This window comes from Geovibrio ferrireducens (assembly GCF_026226615.1).
In the GTDB taxonomy this organism is placed as follows: domain Bacteria; phylum Chrysiogenota; class Deferribacteres; order Deferribacterales; family Geovibrionaceae; genus Geovibrio; species Geovibrio ferrireducens.
Genome location: NZ_JAJAPB010000004.1, coordinates 284,467 through 301,366, shown reverse-complemented (window position 1 = coordinate 301,366; position 16,900 = coordinate 284,467). Strand labels below are relative to the sequence as shown.

General features: G+C 48.6%; 13 protein-coding genes. 5 read left to right on the top strand and 8 right to left on the bottom strand.

Translation table 11 applies throughout. From position 1 onward, the window contains the following. Positions 1-371: 371 nt before the first annotated feature. From OSQ85_RS06695 to OSQ85_RS06685, 3 genes are read right to left on the bottom strand one after another with little or no spacing between them, the layout of a single operon-like run. A complete protein-coding gene (locus tag OSQ85_RS06695; protein WP_265822070.1) occupies positions 372-1,811 on the bottom strand; it encodes a PAS domain-containing protein in 1,440 nt (479 codons plus the stop codon). Then, positions 1,792-4,383, bottom strand: a complete 2,592-nt coding sequence (glnD, locus tag OSQ85_RS06690) for a [protein-PII] uridylyltransferase (RefSeq protein WP_265822069.1) — start codon at positions 4,381-4,383, stop codon at positions 1,792-1,794. The genes OSQ85_RS06695 and glnD overlap by 20 nt, the downstream gene beginning before the upstream one ends. A 6-nt stretch (positions 4,384-4,389) precedes the next feature. After that, the gene (locus OSQ85_RS06685) at positions 4,390-4,854 is read right to left on the bottom strand and encodes a flagellar basal body-associated FliL family protein (protein WP_265822068.1); all 465 of its coding nucleotides are present in this window, start codon (positions 4,852-4,854) and stop codon (positions 4,390-4,392) included. Positions 4,855-4,924: 70 nt separating this feature from the next. On the opposite strand from OSQ85_RS06685, the gene mtaB reads away from it, so the two are divergent. The 5 genes from mtaB (at position 4,925) to OSQ85_RS06660 (ending at position 9,903) form a co-directional block, all read left to right on the top strand. Continuing rightward, positions 4,925-6,316, top strand: a complete 1,392-nt coding sequence (mtaB, locus tag OSQ85_RS06680) for a tRNA (N(6)-L-threonylcarbamoyladenosine(37)-C(2))-methylthiotransferase MtaB (RefSeq protein WP_322874089.1) — start codon at positions 4,925-4,927, stop codon at positions 6,314-6,316. Beyond that, complete coding sequence (locus OSQ85_RS06675; RefSeq protein ID WP_265822066.1) at positions 6,317-7,975, top strand: FAD-dependent oxidoreductase; 1,659 nt, start codon at positions 6,317-6,319, stop codon at positions 7,973-7,975. It abuts the gene before it with no gap. 77 nt (positions 7,976-8,052) lie between these two features. Further along, positions 8,053-8,403, top strand: a complete 351-nt coding sequence (locus tag OSQ85_RS06670; protein ID WP_265822065.1) for a rhodanese-like domain-containing protein — start codon at positions 8,053-8,055, stop codon at positions 8,401-8,403. 17 nt (positions 8,404-8,420) lie between these two features. Continuing rightward, entirely contained in the window at positions 8,421-9,299 is an 879-nt protein-coding gene (locus OSQ85_RS06665; RefSeq protein ID WP_265822064.1) for a phosphoribosylaminoimidazolesuccinocarboxamide synthase, read from the top strand. A gap of 283 nt (positions 9,300-9,582) precedes the next feature. Next, positions 9,583-9,903: a DsrE/DsrF/TusD sulfur relay family protein gene (locus tag OSQ85_RS06660; protein ID WP_265822063.1), complete on the top strand. Its 321-nt coding sequence runs from the start codon at positions 9,583-9,585 to the stop codon at positions 9,901-9,903. Positions 9,904-10,039: 136 nt separating this feature from the next. Here the strand turns inward: OSQ85_RS06660 and OSQ85_RS06655 are convergent, their stop codons facing one another. From OSQ85_RS06655 to aroF, 5 genes are all read right to left on the bottom strand, one after another. Beyond that, the gene (locus tag OSQ85_RS06655; protein ID WP_265822062.1) at positions 10,040-12,583 is read right to left on the bottom strand and encodes a bifunctional 4-hydroxy-3-methylbut-2-enyl diphosphate reductase/30S ribosomal protein S1; all 2,544 of its coding nucleotides are present in this window, start codon (positions 12,581-12,583) and stop codon (positions 10,040-10,042) included. A gap of 7 nt (positions 12,584-12,590) precedes the next feature. Further along, positions 12,591-13,265, bottom strand: coding sequence for a (d)CMP kinase (cmk, locus tag OSQ85_RS06650; RefSeq protein ID WP_265822061.1), 675 nt, complete (start codon positions 13,263-13,265; stop codon positions 12,591-12,593). 507 nt (positions 13,266-13,772) lie between these two features. Next, complete coding sequence (aroA, locus tag OSQ85_RS06645) at positions 13,773-15,056, bottom strand: 3-phosphoshikimate 1-carboxyvinyltransferase (protein WP_265822060.1); 1,284 nt, start codon at positions 15,054-15,056, stop codon at positions 13,773-13,775. Next, entirely contained in the window at positions 15,053-15,880 is an 828-nt protein-coding gene (locus OSQ85_RS06640) for a prephenate dehydrogenase (protein ID WP_265822059.1), read from the bottom strand. Before OSQ85_RS06640 ends, aroA begins: the two co-directional genes overlap by 4 nt. A 2-nt stretch (positions 15,881-15,882) precedes the next feature. Then, positions 15,883-16,899, bottom strand: coding sequence for a 3-deoxy-7-phosphoheptulonate synthase (gene aroF, locus OSQ85_RS06635; RefSeq protein WP_265822058.1), 1,017 nt, complete (start codon positions 16,897-16,899; stop codon positions 15,883-15,885). Position 16,900: the final 1 nt, after the last annotated feature.

Below are 16,900 nucleotides of genomic sequence, written 5' to 3'. Positions count from 1 at the left end.
AAGAGAGAGCTTGGGAGAGTAGGTCACTGCCAGAGATTAAAAATATGAAAGCCCGGTTCCGAAAGGTTCCGGGCTTTCCTGCGTTTAAGATTATCTTGCGTCATTCTGAGGGCAAAGCCCGAAGAATCTCTGTTTGTCTGAAAGATCTGGATCCTTCACTTCGTTCAGAATGACGCACTGCTGTGTCACTGCGAGGAGCGACGCGACGCGGCAGTCTCTAAATATACTGAGAGATTGCTTCACCCTTTGAGGGTTCGCAATGACGCAAAAAGTTAAAGCAAGGAACTGCACCGTAAGAAGCGAAGGGCAGTTCATCCGCCCGCGAGGGTGTACTCAGACCGGACAGGATGTGTCAGTTTGATGTTATCGGCTCAGAACAGCATGATTATCTTCATGCCGCCGTTACATTTTTCGATGGAAAGATTGCCGCCGTGCTTTTCCATTATAACGCTGGCGATTACTATTCCCCAGTAGTCAAAGCTCTGTGAGAGCATATTGTGGTTCCATGGCTGGCACATTGTCTCCAGCACAGGCTGCGGAACATCCAGATCATCAACGTAGATACTGATAGCGAACCTGCCGTTGAGAACTTCTGTTGTAATCTTGAAGTTCATGGGCGGCTCATCACCGAAGTAGCGGATGGTGTCTTTGATGATGTAGCAGAATCCCAGCTTCAGGAAGTTTTTGTTGGCTTCCATCCGGCATGAGCGTGTGAACCTGAAAGTGTAGTCTATCTCATAATGATCAAGGAAGTTATAAAGGAAGGCTGAGAAGGTTTTATCAAACTTTTTCAGGGCTATTGCGCGTATGAGCCCGTGGAAGAAATCGGCAATATCCAGATTGTCCGTATATTTAAGATTGATTACGTTCGTGTAGTCATTATATCCGGTAACTATTTCTTCAATCAGCTTAAATTTGTCATCCACAATCTGCCAGCGATGCTTCATCATATCCGTCTGGTCGCCGGATTCCTTTATTTTTTTCAGAAAACCTCCGGCAACTGTGAGGGCATTGAGAATATTATGAGAAAGGTGTCTGGAAAGACCGGATACTATGGCCTTTTCCTCAAGATACTTCATCTGCTTCTCAAGCTGGAGCTTGCGGCTGATGTCCTGAAAAATAAGCTCGTAGTGTATGTCTTTCCCTTTTATCAGGGTCATGTACCCCTGAATATCAATGTATTCCCCGTCACGTTTTTTCAGACGGGCGTTTATGTCGCCGATAGTGTCTCCGACCAGTGTTGTGAGCCCCTCAATAAATTCCGCGCGTTTGCCGGATTCAAGGAGGAGGACAAAGTTCATCCTCTCTGTCTGCTCTTTGGTATAACCTGTGGTAGATGAAAACTTGTTGTTGGCGAAGATAATTTCCCCGCCTTCGTTAATTTCAACTATGCTTTCTCCGGCAGAGTTTATAATATTTTCCAGCTTATTCTTAAGGAACTGGATTTGGTTATTCTTGCTTTCTATCAGATTATAAAGCTCCACCAGTCCCTTATTCGCCTCTGAAAGCAGTGCGTTCTGCTCCTCCAGTGCTTTGAGCTTGTTTATGCGCGGGGAAGTGGAATAGCCCTTTATCAGCAGCCTGAGGGAGTTTATGATAAACTCCGTGGACTCAGAAGGCGAAATACAAAGCACGTCATGGTATTTTTCATTGGATATAAGGATGTTGACTTTATCGCGTGCGGTATTCTCATAGCTGTCCACAATGAGAATGTCAGCCAGATCGGAGCTCGGAGTAAAGGAAAACTGTCTGTTCAGACCGGAATCAAGCTCAGGGTAAAGCCTGAGGCTCTTAAATATTCGGGCTTCCAAGCTCGAATATGAGTTCCTGTCTGATTGATTCGAGTGTTTGCTCATCGGTTATTTTTTCTCCGTTGAGATCCGTCAGGTAAAACGAGTCCACTACCTTGTCCACATCGGTGGAGATTTTTGCCTTTATGAGGTTGAGGCCAAGTTTTTTAAATATTCCCAGTATGTTATAAAGCAGACCCAGCCTGTCCTCCGTAAAAATATCCAGTATGGTATATTGACCGGATATTTCGTTATCGAAGACAACTTTGTCCTTTTTGTAGGCCACGGATGACTGTTTTCTGCCGAATACAGCCTGTTTGTTTTCAAGCGCACGGTCAATGTCAAAATTGCCGAGGACGGCTTCTCTGACCCTCTTAACCATATTATCACATTTTTCTTCAATGCTGTCGCGCTGATCCCACGGGTTCTGCACAATAAGTTTGTCGATTGTGATGTTGTTTGCGAGGGTATTTATCTGCGCCCACATGATGTTGAGTCCCAGAGAGGAGAGGGCTCCTGCCATACGGCGCAGAACACCTGCATAGTCCTGCGTGCAGACGCTGATCTCAATGCCGCCCAGATCTTCACGGAGCTCGGTTTCTATTATAACGTCGTGGCTGTTTTTCACTTTTACAGCCAGATGGAGCAGGCGGATGATATGCCCGACTGAACTGGTGTATAGGAGTTCCTCATCAATGCTTTTTGCAAGCTCGTTAAGCTCCTCGCTGTCGGCTGTGCGTTCAAGGAGTTTTTCACGTTTTCTGGAAATCACCTTAACCTGCTCATGCTCAAGGTTTTCCGTATCAAGGCTGTTCAGAGCCTTCTGATAAAGCTCGCTGAGAAGAGTATGCCGCCATTCGTTGAATACCTTGCCGCCCACTGCGTTCATATCTGCATAGGTGAGGAGGAAGAGAAGCCTGAGTTCCTCCTTTGAGCTTATATAGTTGAGGAAATGCCTGATGACCTCGACATCGTGTATGTCCCTTCTCTGGGCGATTTTGCTCATCAGAAGATGATGCAGCACGAGGTTTGAGACTGTGTCTGTATCGTCCATGCTCATGCCGAAGCGGCGGCAGATTATCTTGCTCATGCGCGCGCCGACTTCCGAATGGTTTTTCCCCTGCCCCTTGCCTATGTCATGGAGGATGATGGAAAGAGCCAGAAGATCCTTTCTTTCAATCTGGTTAAGCACTTCAAGATAAATTGAGAGGTGCGGCGGATTATCCAGCAGAAGCCTGTCAATATAGCCGAGGGCGAGGAAGGTATGCTCATCCACAGTGTAATGATGGTAGTAGTCGAACTGGGGCTTGCAGTCAATCTCTTCAAATTCGGGGATCATGGCCTGCAGCACCCCGGCCTTTGCCATGCGGGAGCATATTTCGGAGGAATCCGGGAAGCGGGCAAGAATCTTGAGAAAAAACTCGCCGTGCTGGCGGATATATTTTCCGTCTATCATATAGAGGCTGGCGCGTATGGTATCGTATGTGCTGTCGGAGATTTTCAGCCCCTGAACAGAGGCGAACATAAAGACAGTCAGCAGCCTTTTCGGTTTTTCGGCGAACACATTCTTGCTCTTGAGGGTAAGCTGATTGCCGTATTTTATGAAACCTTCGCCAAGTTCTGACATCTTAACCGATTTGCGGTGAAGCATCTTGAGAGTGAGTTCAGCCATGGTGCGGTTGATAACTCTCTCTGTTATTTCGGCTATGGTTTTTGCTGTTCTGTAGTAGTCACGCATGAAGCTTTCAACGCTCATAATGGTTGATGTGGAGCGGTAGCCCAGCACTTCCGCCAGATCCTTCTGCGCATCAAGGCTCATTATGTCGTATTTTCTGTTGTGGTAGTAGTGCAGTTCATTGCGGATTCTGAAAAGGAACTCGGAAGCCCTTTCGAGGGATGTCAGCTCATCCGGCAGCAGCATGCTGTTTTCTATCAGTGCCTTGAGAGAGCTGGTCTTGTATTGGATCTTGCATATCCAGCAGATTGTGTTTATGTCCCTTACACCGCCGCTTCCCTCCTTTATGTTGGGTTCGAGGCGGTAGATGGAGTCGCGGAACTTGCTTGAACGTTTTCTGACCGACTGAATTTTGCTGAGAAGAAAAGCGCTCACCCCTTTTTCCGCCAGACGGTCATTCATGACAGAGCGGAACAGATCGTAAACAACTGTGTCACCAATGAGAAAACGGTTGTCTATGAAGGATGTGCGCACTACATCATCCTCAAGGGCGGCATCCGCCACTTCGCCTATCTCCTTGATCTGGATTCCGGGGTTAGTGCCTATGTCCCACATGTCCGTGGTGAAGAGACTGAGAAATTCCTTTTGCTTTTCAGTGAGTTCACCCTCATGAAGTATCAGGAGGTCAATGTCTGAGTGGGGAGCCATCTGTTTGCGCGCGTAGCCGCCAAGCGCAAGGAAGGAAAGCCCGCCCGCATACCATGAATGCTTCTGAACAAGGGTCATGACAAGCTGATCCACAAGCGCGGTTATGTTTTCAAGAACTTCCTTCGCGGTGCGTCCTTTTGTTCTGCTGTCCTCTTTTATGCGGTTCCATTGTTCTTTGTAGCTTTTTTTTATGTTGTTTGCGTCAATCATGTCATCCTATTGGTAAACAAAATTTTCAAAATATATGTCTTTTGCCGCTTCCGGACCGTATGCCTCGGTCAGGGTTCGCTCTATATTTCTTTTCAGTATATTTTTGCCTTCGGGAGTGTCCAGAATGGATGGGGCAGTCATGCTGATGGCTTCCGTTACGGCGGCAACAGTATTGCCTGCTTTGCCGCCCATCTCCTCCGCTGCTTTCCTGCTTCCGGCGCTGATTGTGACATCAAGCCGCACATAGACGCTTCTGCTCCCCTCGGAGGTGGTTCCTATCACATCCTTAAGCTGGACATTATACTCGTTTCCGGTCTTCACAACCTTAGCGGAGTATGACTGAAAGATGCTTTTATTGTTGTCTATTATGTTTTCAAACATGGGGACGAAGCTCTGCCTGAACTGAAAGATATACATCATCAGCAGAACGGCAAGGATTATAAAGAGTGTGCGGAGAAAGTATTTCTTCATATTCTCTATTTTAGCAGATTAAGAGAAATGAGAAAATAGAAAAGCCTTCCTTTTTGGAGGCAAAGGATATATGGTTGCACCATATTCCATATGGAACGCGGATTCTGTAAATGCAAAAGGCATCCGCTCCTCTGCGGAACGGATGCCTTCCAGGTTTATAATAGGAAACCTACAGGGTTCTATAATTTTTAAAAAAACAGACGGATCTCCACCATCAATGAATATTTATATTTATACCTTCGGATGCAAAGTTAATCAAGTGGAAAGTGAACATCTCATCGGCAGAGCGGGTGAGAACGGCTTAATTGTTGTTAATGAAGCCTCTTTGGCTGATGCCGTTATCATAAACTCCTGCGCGGTAACTGAACGTGCGGTCAATAAGATGCTCTCACTTTTACGTAAAATAAAAAAGGACAGGCCTGATGTTTTTGCTCTGGTGACAGGCTGCGCCGCCGACCTGCTGACGGAAAAACTGAAAGAGAGCGGCACTGACGTTGTCGTCACCAACGCCGGGAAGAAAGACGCGGTAGAGTACCTTCTCGAAAAGCGTGACTTCTATAACTCCATAGAGACGAGAACCGTGCTTGACATAGGCTATACGCCCATGAAAAGCCGCACAAGAGCGTTTGTGAAAATTCAGGACGGGTGCGATTCCTTCTGCTCATACTGTATTATCCCCATGCTCCGCGGCAAGCCTGTGAGCAAGCCGGAAGATGATGTGGTGAACGAGGTGACAAGGCTGATAGCAGAAGGGCACAGGGAGATTGTTCCTGTGGGAATACATATCGGCAAATACGGACAGGACACGGGCTCAAGCCTTGCTGCGCTTCTGGAAAAGCTTATCGCCATCGAAGGTGATTTCCGCATTCGCCTCACCTCAGTGGAACTCAATGAGCTGGACGGGAGGCTTGAGGAGATTTTTCACAGCGATAAAATATGCAGACATCTCCACATACCGCTTCAAAGCGGCTCAACGGAGATTCTGAAAAATATGAACAGGCATTACACTGCGGAGGAATACATAGCGAAGGTCTCCGCTTTTAAACAAAAGATAAACGGCCTCACTGTGGGTGCAGATGTCATAACAGGCTTTCCGGGGGAAACGGAGGCTCATTTTGATGAATGTATAAATACCATATGTTCATCAGGAGTTGATTTTCTCCATGTATTTCAATATTCTGACAGAGAAGGAACGGCGGCAAGCAGCATGAAGGACAAAATAAAGGGCGCTGTGAAAAAGGAGCGTGCCGAACGTCTGCGAATCCTCGGTGACAGGCTTAAGGCCGAAGCTGCGGACAGATGCATCGGAAAGTCTTTCAGGGTGCTTGCCCAGAAAAACGGAGAAGGCATTACGGACAATTATTTTGAGGTCAGTATGCCCGCCGGGTGCGAACCGAACCGTTTTTACACTATCAATATTACAGGGCGAGGGGAGGACTGCGTTCTGTACGGAGAGAAATAAATGGGAAGAAAAATTGTGGTGATAGGCGGCGTGGCCGCCGGAGCGACTGCGGCCGCAAAGGCAAGAAGAACAGACGAAAGCTCTGAGATAACCGTCCTTGAAAAAGGTAAATACATTTCATATGCAAACTGCGGGCTGCCGTACTACACAGGCGGAATTATCAAGCCCCGTAAAAAGATCCTCCTCCACACCCCCGACACATACGGAACACGCTTTAACGCGGATGTTCTGGTGAGCACGGAAGCGACCTCCATAAACCGCAGTGCCCGCACTGTGACAGTACGAGACAGAAGCGGCGAAAGGGATATTCCCTATGATAAGCTGATAATTGCCGTGGGCGGCAAAACGGTTATTCCGCCCATCAGGGGCATAGATAAAACGCCTTATTTTACCATGCGCACCGTGGATGATGCGGACGCCGTGCGGAAATACATAGAAAAAAATAAGCCGAAATCCGCTGCTGTCATAGGCGGCGGCTTCATAGGCGTGGAGACCGCAGAGGCTATGATGCACTGCGGGATAAAGACAACCGTGGTTGAGGCAAAGCCTGAGATAATGCCCAATATGCCGGGAATAGTTGCCATGAACCTCCGTGAGCATATGGAGAAAAAGGGGATAGGCTTCAAGCTCGGCGTATTTGCCCAGCGTGTTGAAAAAACAGTTAAAAATAAGATAGATATAAGCCTTTCAGACGGAACTCTCCTTAAAACGGACATGCTGTTCCTCTGCGCAGGGGTTACACCGGACACTGCGCTGGCCAGGGAATGCGGCCTTGAAATAGGGCAGACAGGCGGCATAGCCGTGGATGACACCATGCGCACAAGTGACAGGGATATATTCGCCGCCGGGGATGTGGTGGAAAAGCTCAACCGTATCACCGGAAAAAAGGTTCTTCTGCCTCTGGCCGGCCCTGCCAACAGGGAAGGGCGCACGGCGGGCTATAATGCCGCCACGGACGGAGATATGAAGTTTCCGGGCATTGTGGGCACTTCCATAGTGGGTTTTGACGGATATTGTGCAGGACAGGCGGGACTCACATACGAACAGGCAGTTCAGGCGGGGCTGGACGCTGATTATGTTTACACAGAGGATGCGGACATAGCGGAATATTACCCCGGTCATACATTTATATTTATGATGACTGTTTTTGAGAAAAAGACAGGCAGACTTCTGGGTTGCGCCGCGTCCGGGGAAAAGGGTGTGGACAAGCGGCTTGATGTGGCTTCCGCCGCGCTGTACTCCGGTCTGAGCGTGTTTGACCTTGAACATCTGGAGTTTGCATATGCGCCTCAGTTTGCAAAAGCCAAGGATAACCTGAACATCGCAGGTTTCGTTGCTTCCAATAAGGTTCGCGGCACAGGCTATGCCGTTACTCCGGAGGAGTTTGCGGAGGCCCGTAAAAAGAGCAGGGTGCAGATTCTCGATGTGCGTACTGCAAGGGAACATCAGGACGCATGTGTTGAGGGCTCTGTCAATATTCCCGTTAATGATCTTCGCGGCAGGCTGAACAGTCTGGATAAAAATACACCCGTGTATGTTTACTGCGCAGTGGGGTTCAGGGGCTATCTCGCTGTTAAAATGCTCCGCAATTCCGGCTTTGAGGCTTATAATGTTTCGGGCGGGATGGAAACTATAACAAGACTGCAAAAAATAGTGTAAAAATCTTTTCCTGCGGTTGCATTATTGCCGCCGCAGTGAGATATTATAATTTACCGGACACATACAGAGGGGGAACTATGGCTTGCGAACCGGGACAGGTGATCAACGCCGACGGAAGCGGGGGAACAAGAAGCTCTTCCGGTATTTCCGCCGAAAACTTCATGAAACTCGCTCCTGAAAGCATTCAGGTAATAGATATACGCACAAAAACTGATTTCGCTAAAGACGGTCTCAAGGGCGCGGTAAACATTTTTCTCCATGACATAGTGAATGAGGCGGATAAGATAGACAAAAGCCGCCCTGTTTATGTATATTGCGCTAACGGCTCCAAGGGCTCCATAGCCGTTATGGTGTTAAGGGACCTCGGCTTCGAGGTTTATAATATAGACGGCGGTATCGCCGCCTTCAAGGAAGCAGGGATCATTTAATTTAAGGAGATTTCAGGATGGATACTATTCTCAGAACGGATATGCCGAAACTTAAATTTATCGGCAGCGGAAAGGTAAGGGATATTTATGATTTGGGCGAGCAGATGCTTATCGTCACCACAGACAGAATATCCGCTTTCGATGTCGTTCTCCCCAACGGAATACCCGGAAAAGGGAAAGTTCTTACTAAACTTAGCAAATTCTGGTTCGAAAACACAAAAGACATAGTGGAGAACCACCTCATTACCACCGAAGTGGATGAAATGCCTGAAATCTGCCGTGAATACAGAAGCCAGCTTGAGGGGCGCTCAATGCTGGTTAAAAAAGCAAAACCCTTCCCTTTTGAGTGCGTTGTGAGAGGCTATATAACAGGTTCCGGCTGGAAGGACTACAAAGCCACAGGCGAAATCTGCGGCATTAAGCTTCCCGCAGGGCTTCTTGAATCACAGAAATTCGAAACGCCTCTTTTTACTCCTGCTACTAAGGCGGAAGTGGGCGAGCATGACGAAAATGTTTCCTTTGAAAGAATGGCCTCAGACCTCGGTAAAAAGGATGCGGAAGATCTCAAACGCCTTACGGTTGCCGTTTATGAGAGAGCAAGGGACATAGCCGATGCCAAAGGGATTATAATAGCAGATACCAAGCTTGAGTTCGGCATATACGATGGGAAAATAATCCTCATAGATGAGGTTCTCACGCCGGATTCATCCAGATTCTGGAAAAAAGTCGGCTATCAGGCAGGAAAACCGCAGGACAGCATGGACAAACAGTATGTCCGCAACTATCTGGAAACCCTCGACTGGGACAAAAAAGCCCCCGGTCCCAAACTTCCCGATGATGTGGCTCAGAAAACCTCCGAAATCTACCACGGCATTATGGATATATTGATGAAATAGATTACGGTTCCATGGATGGAACCGCGCCGTGCGCAGCGAAGCCCTGCTTTGCAGGGCGCGAGCGTGTATCCGGAATTTCCATGGATGGTAAATTTCGGATTATGAAGACAAGACAACGCGCCGTGCGCAGCGAAGCCCTGCTTTTATCCGGTAAGTAGATATATTGATGAAATAATAACAGTTTAGGTTATGAAAAATCAGATTTTTGAAAAAAACAGTTTGTCAGCAGCCAGAATCCCCGCCTTATGCGGGGATTTTTTTAAACTAATCATAGGAGGTCAGTATGAAATTCGGCATTATTCTTCAGTCAAACGACCCTGAAACGGCATGGAACGGGGTGCGCTTCGGTGTCGCATCTCTCAAAAAGGGGCACGAAGTCAAGATCTTCCTTATGAGCAAAGGTGTTGAAAGCATTAAGATAGACAGCGGCAAATATAATGTGAAGGCTATGTTTGATGAATTTGCCGATGGCGGCGGAGTGTTGCTTGCCTGCGGAACCTGCATAAAATCGAGGGAGATGGATGAGAGCGATGCCTGCCCGATCTCAACAATGAACGACTGCATCGACATGGTCGAATGGGCAGATAGAATTATCACCTTCTGAAAAGCGTAACAGTTCCATGGAAGCGTGTATCCGCCGGAGTGACGCAGAAAAGGTGTAAAGGACTTTGTAAATAAACAAAAAAGCCGCCCTTGTGAGGCGGCTTTTTTTATGGGGGCCAGTTTTATATTTTTAAAAATTACTCTTCGTTGTTTTCCAGAGCATCAAGCTTGTCTTTCAGCATGCTGCCGAGGCTGAAGCTTGAATTTCCGTCATCCATCTTTTTGAGGAATTCCTTAACTTCTTTTCTTTCGGAATCCTGCTGATGTCTTTTGACAGAGAGGATGATGCTTCTTTCTCTCTGGTCGTTTTTGATAACAACAGCCTTGATTGTCTGACCTACTTTGAACTTGCTGTCCGGCTCTATTTTGTCCACATCAAGCTCAGAAACGGGGATGAAGCCGCTGAGGTCTCTGGGGAGAGAAACAGTAACGCCGTCTTTTGTAACAGCAGTGATTTCAACCTCTGTCATTTTACCGAGGGGAAGAAGCTTGCCGACTTCTCTCCATGGGTTGGGCTCAAGCTGTTTAAGTCCGAGGCTGATTCTCTCTCTTTCGGGGTCGATTTTAAGGACTTTCGCCTCAATTTCCGCACCTTCTTTGAAGTTTGAGAGATCTTCGGGCTCTTCGGTCCATGAAATGTCTTTCTTGCGGATAAGGCCGTCAAGGAACTCGCCGAAATCAACAAAGAGACCGAACTCAGTAACGCTTTTGATCACTCCTTTGACTGTGGAGCCTTCGGGGTGTTTATCTTTAAGCGTATCCCAGGGGTTTTCGTTAAGGAGTCTGAGTGACACGATAACTTTTCTGTTTGCGTTGTCCACGCCAACAACCACGCCTTCAACCACGTCTTTCGGCTCAAGCTTCACTTTCGCGTTTTTAAGCCATGAAAGCTCTTCCTGAGGAACAAAACCGTCCACACCGGGTTCAAGCTCAAGGACAAAGCCTTTGCTCTTTCTGGTGATCACTGTTCCTTTAACTATCTGGTTGTCGGGGTATTTATCGTCCACAGCACTCCATGGGTCATTGTGTATCTGTTTCAGACCGACTTCGAGTTTTTCGTTCTCTCTGTCTATGGTAAGAACAAGAACCTCAATCTCTTCGCCTTCTTTCAGGTACTGTGAGGGGTGTTTAACCACTCCCCAGCCTATGTTGTTTTTATGAAGGAAGCCGTCCACCGCGCCGAAGTTCATGAAAGCACCGTAGTTTTTAACAGTTTTAACTGTTCCTTTCAGTGCTTCCCCTTCTTTGATGCCGTCGAAGAATTCTTTTTTGTTTTTGTCCATGGACTCAGACATATTGATTCTTCTTGAAGCGAGGAATGAACGCTGTTTTTTGTTAGTTTTAAGTACTTTGCACTCGATTTCCTTGCCGATGTAGGACTTGGGGTCCTGCATTCTGTTTTTGAAATCTATGTGGTTTTCGGGGATAAAGCAGTCGATGTCGTTGAACTTGCCGAGGAAGCCCTTATCCACGTTGCTTGTAACCTTAACTTTAACGGGTTTGCCCGTTTCAAGTGCGGATTCCACAGCCAGCCAGTCTGTTTCTTTTTCGATGGCTTTTCTGGAAAGTTTGATGTACCCGCCGCCGCCGGTCATCCCCTGATACATTACTTCGATTTCATCGCCAACTTTTACGTCAACCTCTCCTTTACCGCCGAATTCGGTTTTGGAGATAATCCCCTCGGTTTTGTAACCGATGTTGACGAGGATTTCGCTTTCGTTGATTTGCGCAACGACTCCTTTAACAACGGAGCCCTTCTCAGGGAGCTGGAACGATTCTTCAAGAAGCGTTTCAAAGTCCTCCATTCTCATTTCGTCATTGCTGTTAGAGTTATTCACATTCATTTCCTGACCCCTTCCAAAGTGTTCTATTACCTCATTTATGAGATCTCCCGGCGTGCTGGCGCCTGCGGTTATCCCTATGGTATCCTCTGGCATAAACTTAACGCCCTCAAGCTCCTCCGCAGTTTCTATGTGGTAGGTTCTGGGGCATATCTCGCTGCAAATGGTGAACAGACGTGTTGTGTTGGCGCTGTTTTTACCGCCTATCACAATCATCGCGTCCACCCTGCGGGCAAGCTCAATAGCCGCAGACTGGCGTTTTTCCGTGGCGCTGCATATGGTATGCGCTGTTTCCAGCACGCGGCATTTAGTTTTAAGAATTTCTGTAATTCTTGAAAAAGTATCTTTGTTCTGCGTGGTCTGCGCCACGAGGGCGCATTTATCGAAGCCGTGAAGCGCTTCCGCCTCGGCCTCGCTTGATATTATATAAAAATCACCCTCAATGAAGCTTACTATTCCTTCAACCTCAGGGTGTTCTCTCTCTCCGAATACAACGACAGAAAAACCGTCTTTGCTGAATTCGCCAGCGGATTTCTGGGCTTTCTTGACAAAGGGGCAGGTAGCATCCACCGTATCTATGCCTTTTTCATCAAGATTTCGGTAGGTCTCTCTGGTTACGCCGTGAGAACGTATAATGACTGTGCTTTCCCTGCTGAGGTCATCCGGTGATTTGCAGACGCTGACGCCCTTTTCGCTGAAGCGTCTTACAACCTGCGGGTTGTGTATAATCGGTCCCAGAGTGCAGACGTTTGATTTGAGGCCGGATGTCTCTTCCACAAGACTCACGGCGCGTTCAACGCCGAAGCAGAACCCTGCATGTTCGGCAAGAAAAACTTTCACTAAAACCTCAGGCCTTTCGTTTCCTTTCAATCTCAGCAGACATTATTGATATAACTTCATCTATTGTCAAGCCAGTTGTGTCCAATTCCAGTGCATCATCGGCTTTTTTCAGGGGGGCTTCGGTTCTGGACGAATCCATTTCGTCTCTTTTGAGAATATCGTTTTCAAGCTGTTCCAGAGGCACTTCCACGCCTTTTGTCTGCCATTCGGCCTGTCTTCGCCTTGCGCGCTCAGTGGGTGAGGCGGTGAAGAAAAACTTAACATCCGCCTCCGGCATAACCACCGTGCCTATATCGCGCCCTTCCATTATGACCTCTCCGCGTTCGGCAAGTTCCTGCTGCTTGGCTGTCATAAGACGGCGCACATCCGGCATTGCGGAAATTTCACCGACTTTTGCCGTTATCTCAGGTGTGCGGATTATGTCTGTGACTTCCGTCTCCTTTCCGGCGATGTTTATGAACATACGCTGCCCTGAAGGGGAGGGCTCAAAACGCATATCTGTATTTTCAAGGATTTTTATGAAGGAAATGTCATCATCGGCGAATGACGTTCTGATATATGCGCATGCTCTGTACATTGCGCCAGTGTCAAGGTATGTGAAACCGTATTTTTTCGCTATAAGTTTTGAAACACTGCTTTTCCCGCTGCCTGCGGGGCCGTCAACGGCAACCTGAAAACTCATTAAATCATGTCCTTTACTATAATAGTTCAGAAACGGCACATCCTGTCCGTTTCTTCACACGCTCGCGCCTTGCAAAGCAAGGCTTCGCTTCGCACGGCGCAACTCCGTCCATGGAGTTGTTTATGTCATTGCGAACCCCGACGGGGGTGAAGCAATCTCTGACTTATAATAGTTCGAAAAAACCTACATCCTGTAGTTTTTTCTCACGCGCAGCCTGCACAGTAAAGCTGTTTGCTGCTTTGGTTGCGTTTGCGCTGCCCGCGTTCGCTGTGCTGCGCACTCTTTCGCTTCGCACTGCGCAACTCCGTCCATGGAGTTATAAACACAGTAACCGACTTGTTCATCTTTATCAAATCCCCCTTTTATAAAGGAGGAAGCTGTTGACGCTAAAAGCAAAACCCCCTCCTTTTGTAAAGGAGGGCGGGGGAGGATTTATGCAAATATATACATTGTTATTTTTAAAAGTATTTTATCAGCAAGCCGCCTGTATCCTGCTTCAGCCGAAACTCACTTAACTTCTGTCTGCTCCAGAATGCTTGCGAAGTTGGGAAAAGATACATCAACGCTTTCTGTCTCGTCAACAGAAACCTTCTCCCCGAAACGCTTGCACATAAGGATGGAGAGCATGGCTATACGGTGATCGAAGAAGGAGCGGAGGTGTGCCTGAACAGGTTCTTTTTTCAGCGGATATATCTTCATCCCGTCCTCAAACTCCTCGGTTTCTGCGCCAAGCTGGCGGAGGTTGTAGAGTGTTGAGGCTATGCGGTCGGATTCCTTGACCCGCAGCTCGTGGGCATCCCTTATTTCAACGGGCGAGTCAGCAAACATGCCGAGAAACGCCAGAAGCGGAAGCTCATCTATCAGGTTCGCCACCAGATCCCCGTCCACCCTGCCGCCGCTGAATGACTGATGTTTTATGTGGATGTCGCCCATGGGCTCCACTGTATTTTCATAATAATTGAGCTCAAACTTTACGCCGAATGAGGCAAGGGCGGTGAGGAGCCCTGTTCTGGTTTCATTGAGGCCGACATTTCTGATGGTTATGTCAGAACCTTCAAACATGAGCGCCGCACCGATGAAGAAAGCAGCGGAAGAAAAATCTCCGGGTACTGCCGCATCGGTTCCGGTGAGCGGTCTGCCGCCGTTTATTATGACAGTGCCTCCGTTTACGGAAATATCCGCACCGAAGCTTTTCAGCATTATTTCAGAATGGTTCCTTGTGGGCGCGGGTTCGGTGTATGTTGTGCGCCCCTCGATCTGGGCTGCCGCCAGAAGGACGGAGCTCTTCACCTGCGCGCTCTTGGTTTCGCCTTTGATGTCCGCCGGGTGCATTTTAGCGGGGAGGATGGAGAGGGGAAGCAGCGTTCCGTTGGAGGCGGCTTCCATCCTTGCCCCCATGATGGAGAGGGGTTTGATCACCCTTTTCATCGGTCTCTTGCGGAGGCTGTCATCCCCGGTGAGGACAGCGTAAACTCCCGCGGGAGCAATGAGCCCGCTGATGAGCCTTGCTGTTGTGCCGGAGTTGTCACAGTTGATAACGTCACTCGGTTCCTGAAAAAATCTGTAGCCTTTGGAAACAACAATGAACCCGTTCTCGGCAGTGAGAAATTCCGCACCGAGGGCTTTCATTGCGTTCATTGTGGCTATGGTATCGCGGGACATGAGCGGGTTTGTCACCCTTGTGCTCCCTTCTGCCATAGCGCCGAGCATGAAGGAGCGGTGAGTTATGGATTTGTCCGCCGGAACCGTGATTTCCCCTTTGACTGATTTGATCTGTCCGAAAGTGATCATTTTATGCCTCTCCTGATGCTGCTGGCTTCTTCTATGCGTTTATATATTTTTTCCTCATTCTTAGCCTCTATATCCTCCCGCCATGTTTTGAGGAAGTCTATATAGGCATCAATGAGTCCTATGATTTTTTTGTCATTATCCAGAAATATATCCGTCCACATGCGTGGATTGCTGGCCGCTATTCTGGTGAAGTCCTTAAACCCGCCGCCTGTATAAGCGAAAGCTTCGGGGCATACAAGGTTCACCGCCTCCACAAGGGAAAAGGCGGTAACGTGGGGCAGGTGGCTTATGGCGCCGAACACAAGGTCATGCCTTTCAGCGGTCATCACAGTTACCCGCATGCCGATTCCTTCATGGAGGGCTCTTAAGTCATCTTCGGGAAAGCCTTCCGCAACGGGGGTGAGGACATGTACAGCGCCTTCGAACAGCCCGTTTTGTGATGCTGAAAAGCCCGAAACCTCACGCCCTGCGATGGGATGACCGCCGCAGAAGTTCAGTCCTAGTTCGCCTGCCAGTGCGCAGACCGATGTTTTGGTACTCGCACCGTCTGTTACGGGGGTTGTCACCCCTTTTTCAGCGAGGGTTCTCAGCACGGACTTTGTGGCCTCAACCGGAACGCATATGTATATGAGCTCCGGCTCAAGAGCCAGAAACTGATCCGTCTCATCCGTCAGGGCGCTGAATATGTCAGCCCCTGCGGCTTCCGCCAGCGCGGAGGAAGAGCCGTCAAGCCCGTATACACAAAGACCCCGATCGAAGAAGGCTCTTGCGAAGGAGCCGCCTATCAGACCGAGGCCTATGATACCTATGGATTTAAAAGCCATCGTCAGCTTATTTTCTTGCCTATGGCTTCGGCGATTATCTTCATCCTTTTCATAAGGATGTCGAAATCATCGGGAACTATGGACTGGTCGCCGTCGCTCATTGCATCCTCAGGGCAGTTGTGAACCTCGATCATAACACCGTCCGCTCCTGCTGCCACAGCGGCCTGAGCCATGGGGAGAATGCAGTCTCTCCTGCCTGTTCCGTGGCTGGGGTCAACTATGATGGGCAGGTGGGTGTTTGCCTGAACAACGGGTACAGCGGAGAGATCAAGGGTGTTCCTTGTCTCCGTTTCGTATGTCCTGATCCCTCTTTCGCAGAGGATAACCTGATGGTTGCCGCCGGCTGCTATGTATTCCGCCGCCATGAGGAACTCTTTTATAGTTGCGCAGAGGCCGCGTTTAAGCATAACGGGGGTTTTTATTGTTCCGAGCTCACGCAGGAGACGGAAGTTCTGCATATTGCGTGCGCCGATCTGGATTATGTCGGTGTATTTGAGGATGTCGTCCATGTCTCTGGGGTCCATCATCTCGGTGATTACAAGCATGCCGTACTCATCAGCCACTTCACGGAGATATTTAAGCCCCTCAACGCCGAGACCCTGAAAAGCATATGGCGAGGAGCGGGGTTTGAATGCTCCCCCTCTGAGGATTTTGGCTCCGGCCTCGCTGACCCTTTTGCCTATTGCAAAGAGCATGTCCCTGTTCTCCACGGAGCAGGGGCCTGCCATTATCGCCACATTTTCGCCACCGATTTTTATTCCCTTAATGTCGATTACTGTGGGCTCTGCCTTGAAATCCTTGCTCACAAGCTTGAAGGGCTTCACGATGGGCAGAACCTTTTCAACTCCGGGGATGGAGGAGAGGGGCTTGTCGCGGAGGGTTCTCTCATCGCCGATTGCGCCGATGATTGTTCTTTCCGTGCCTTTTGATATATGGGTCTGGAAACCGTATTCCGTAAGCTTGGTTGCTACGTGGTTTACCTGTTCGTCTGTCGCGCCTTTTTTCAGTACAATTATCATC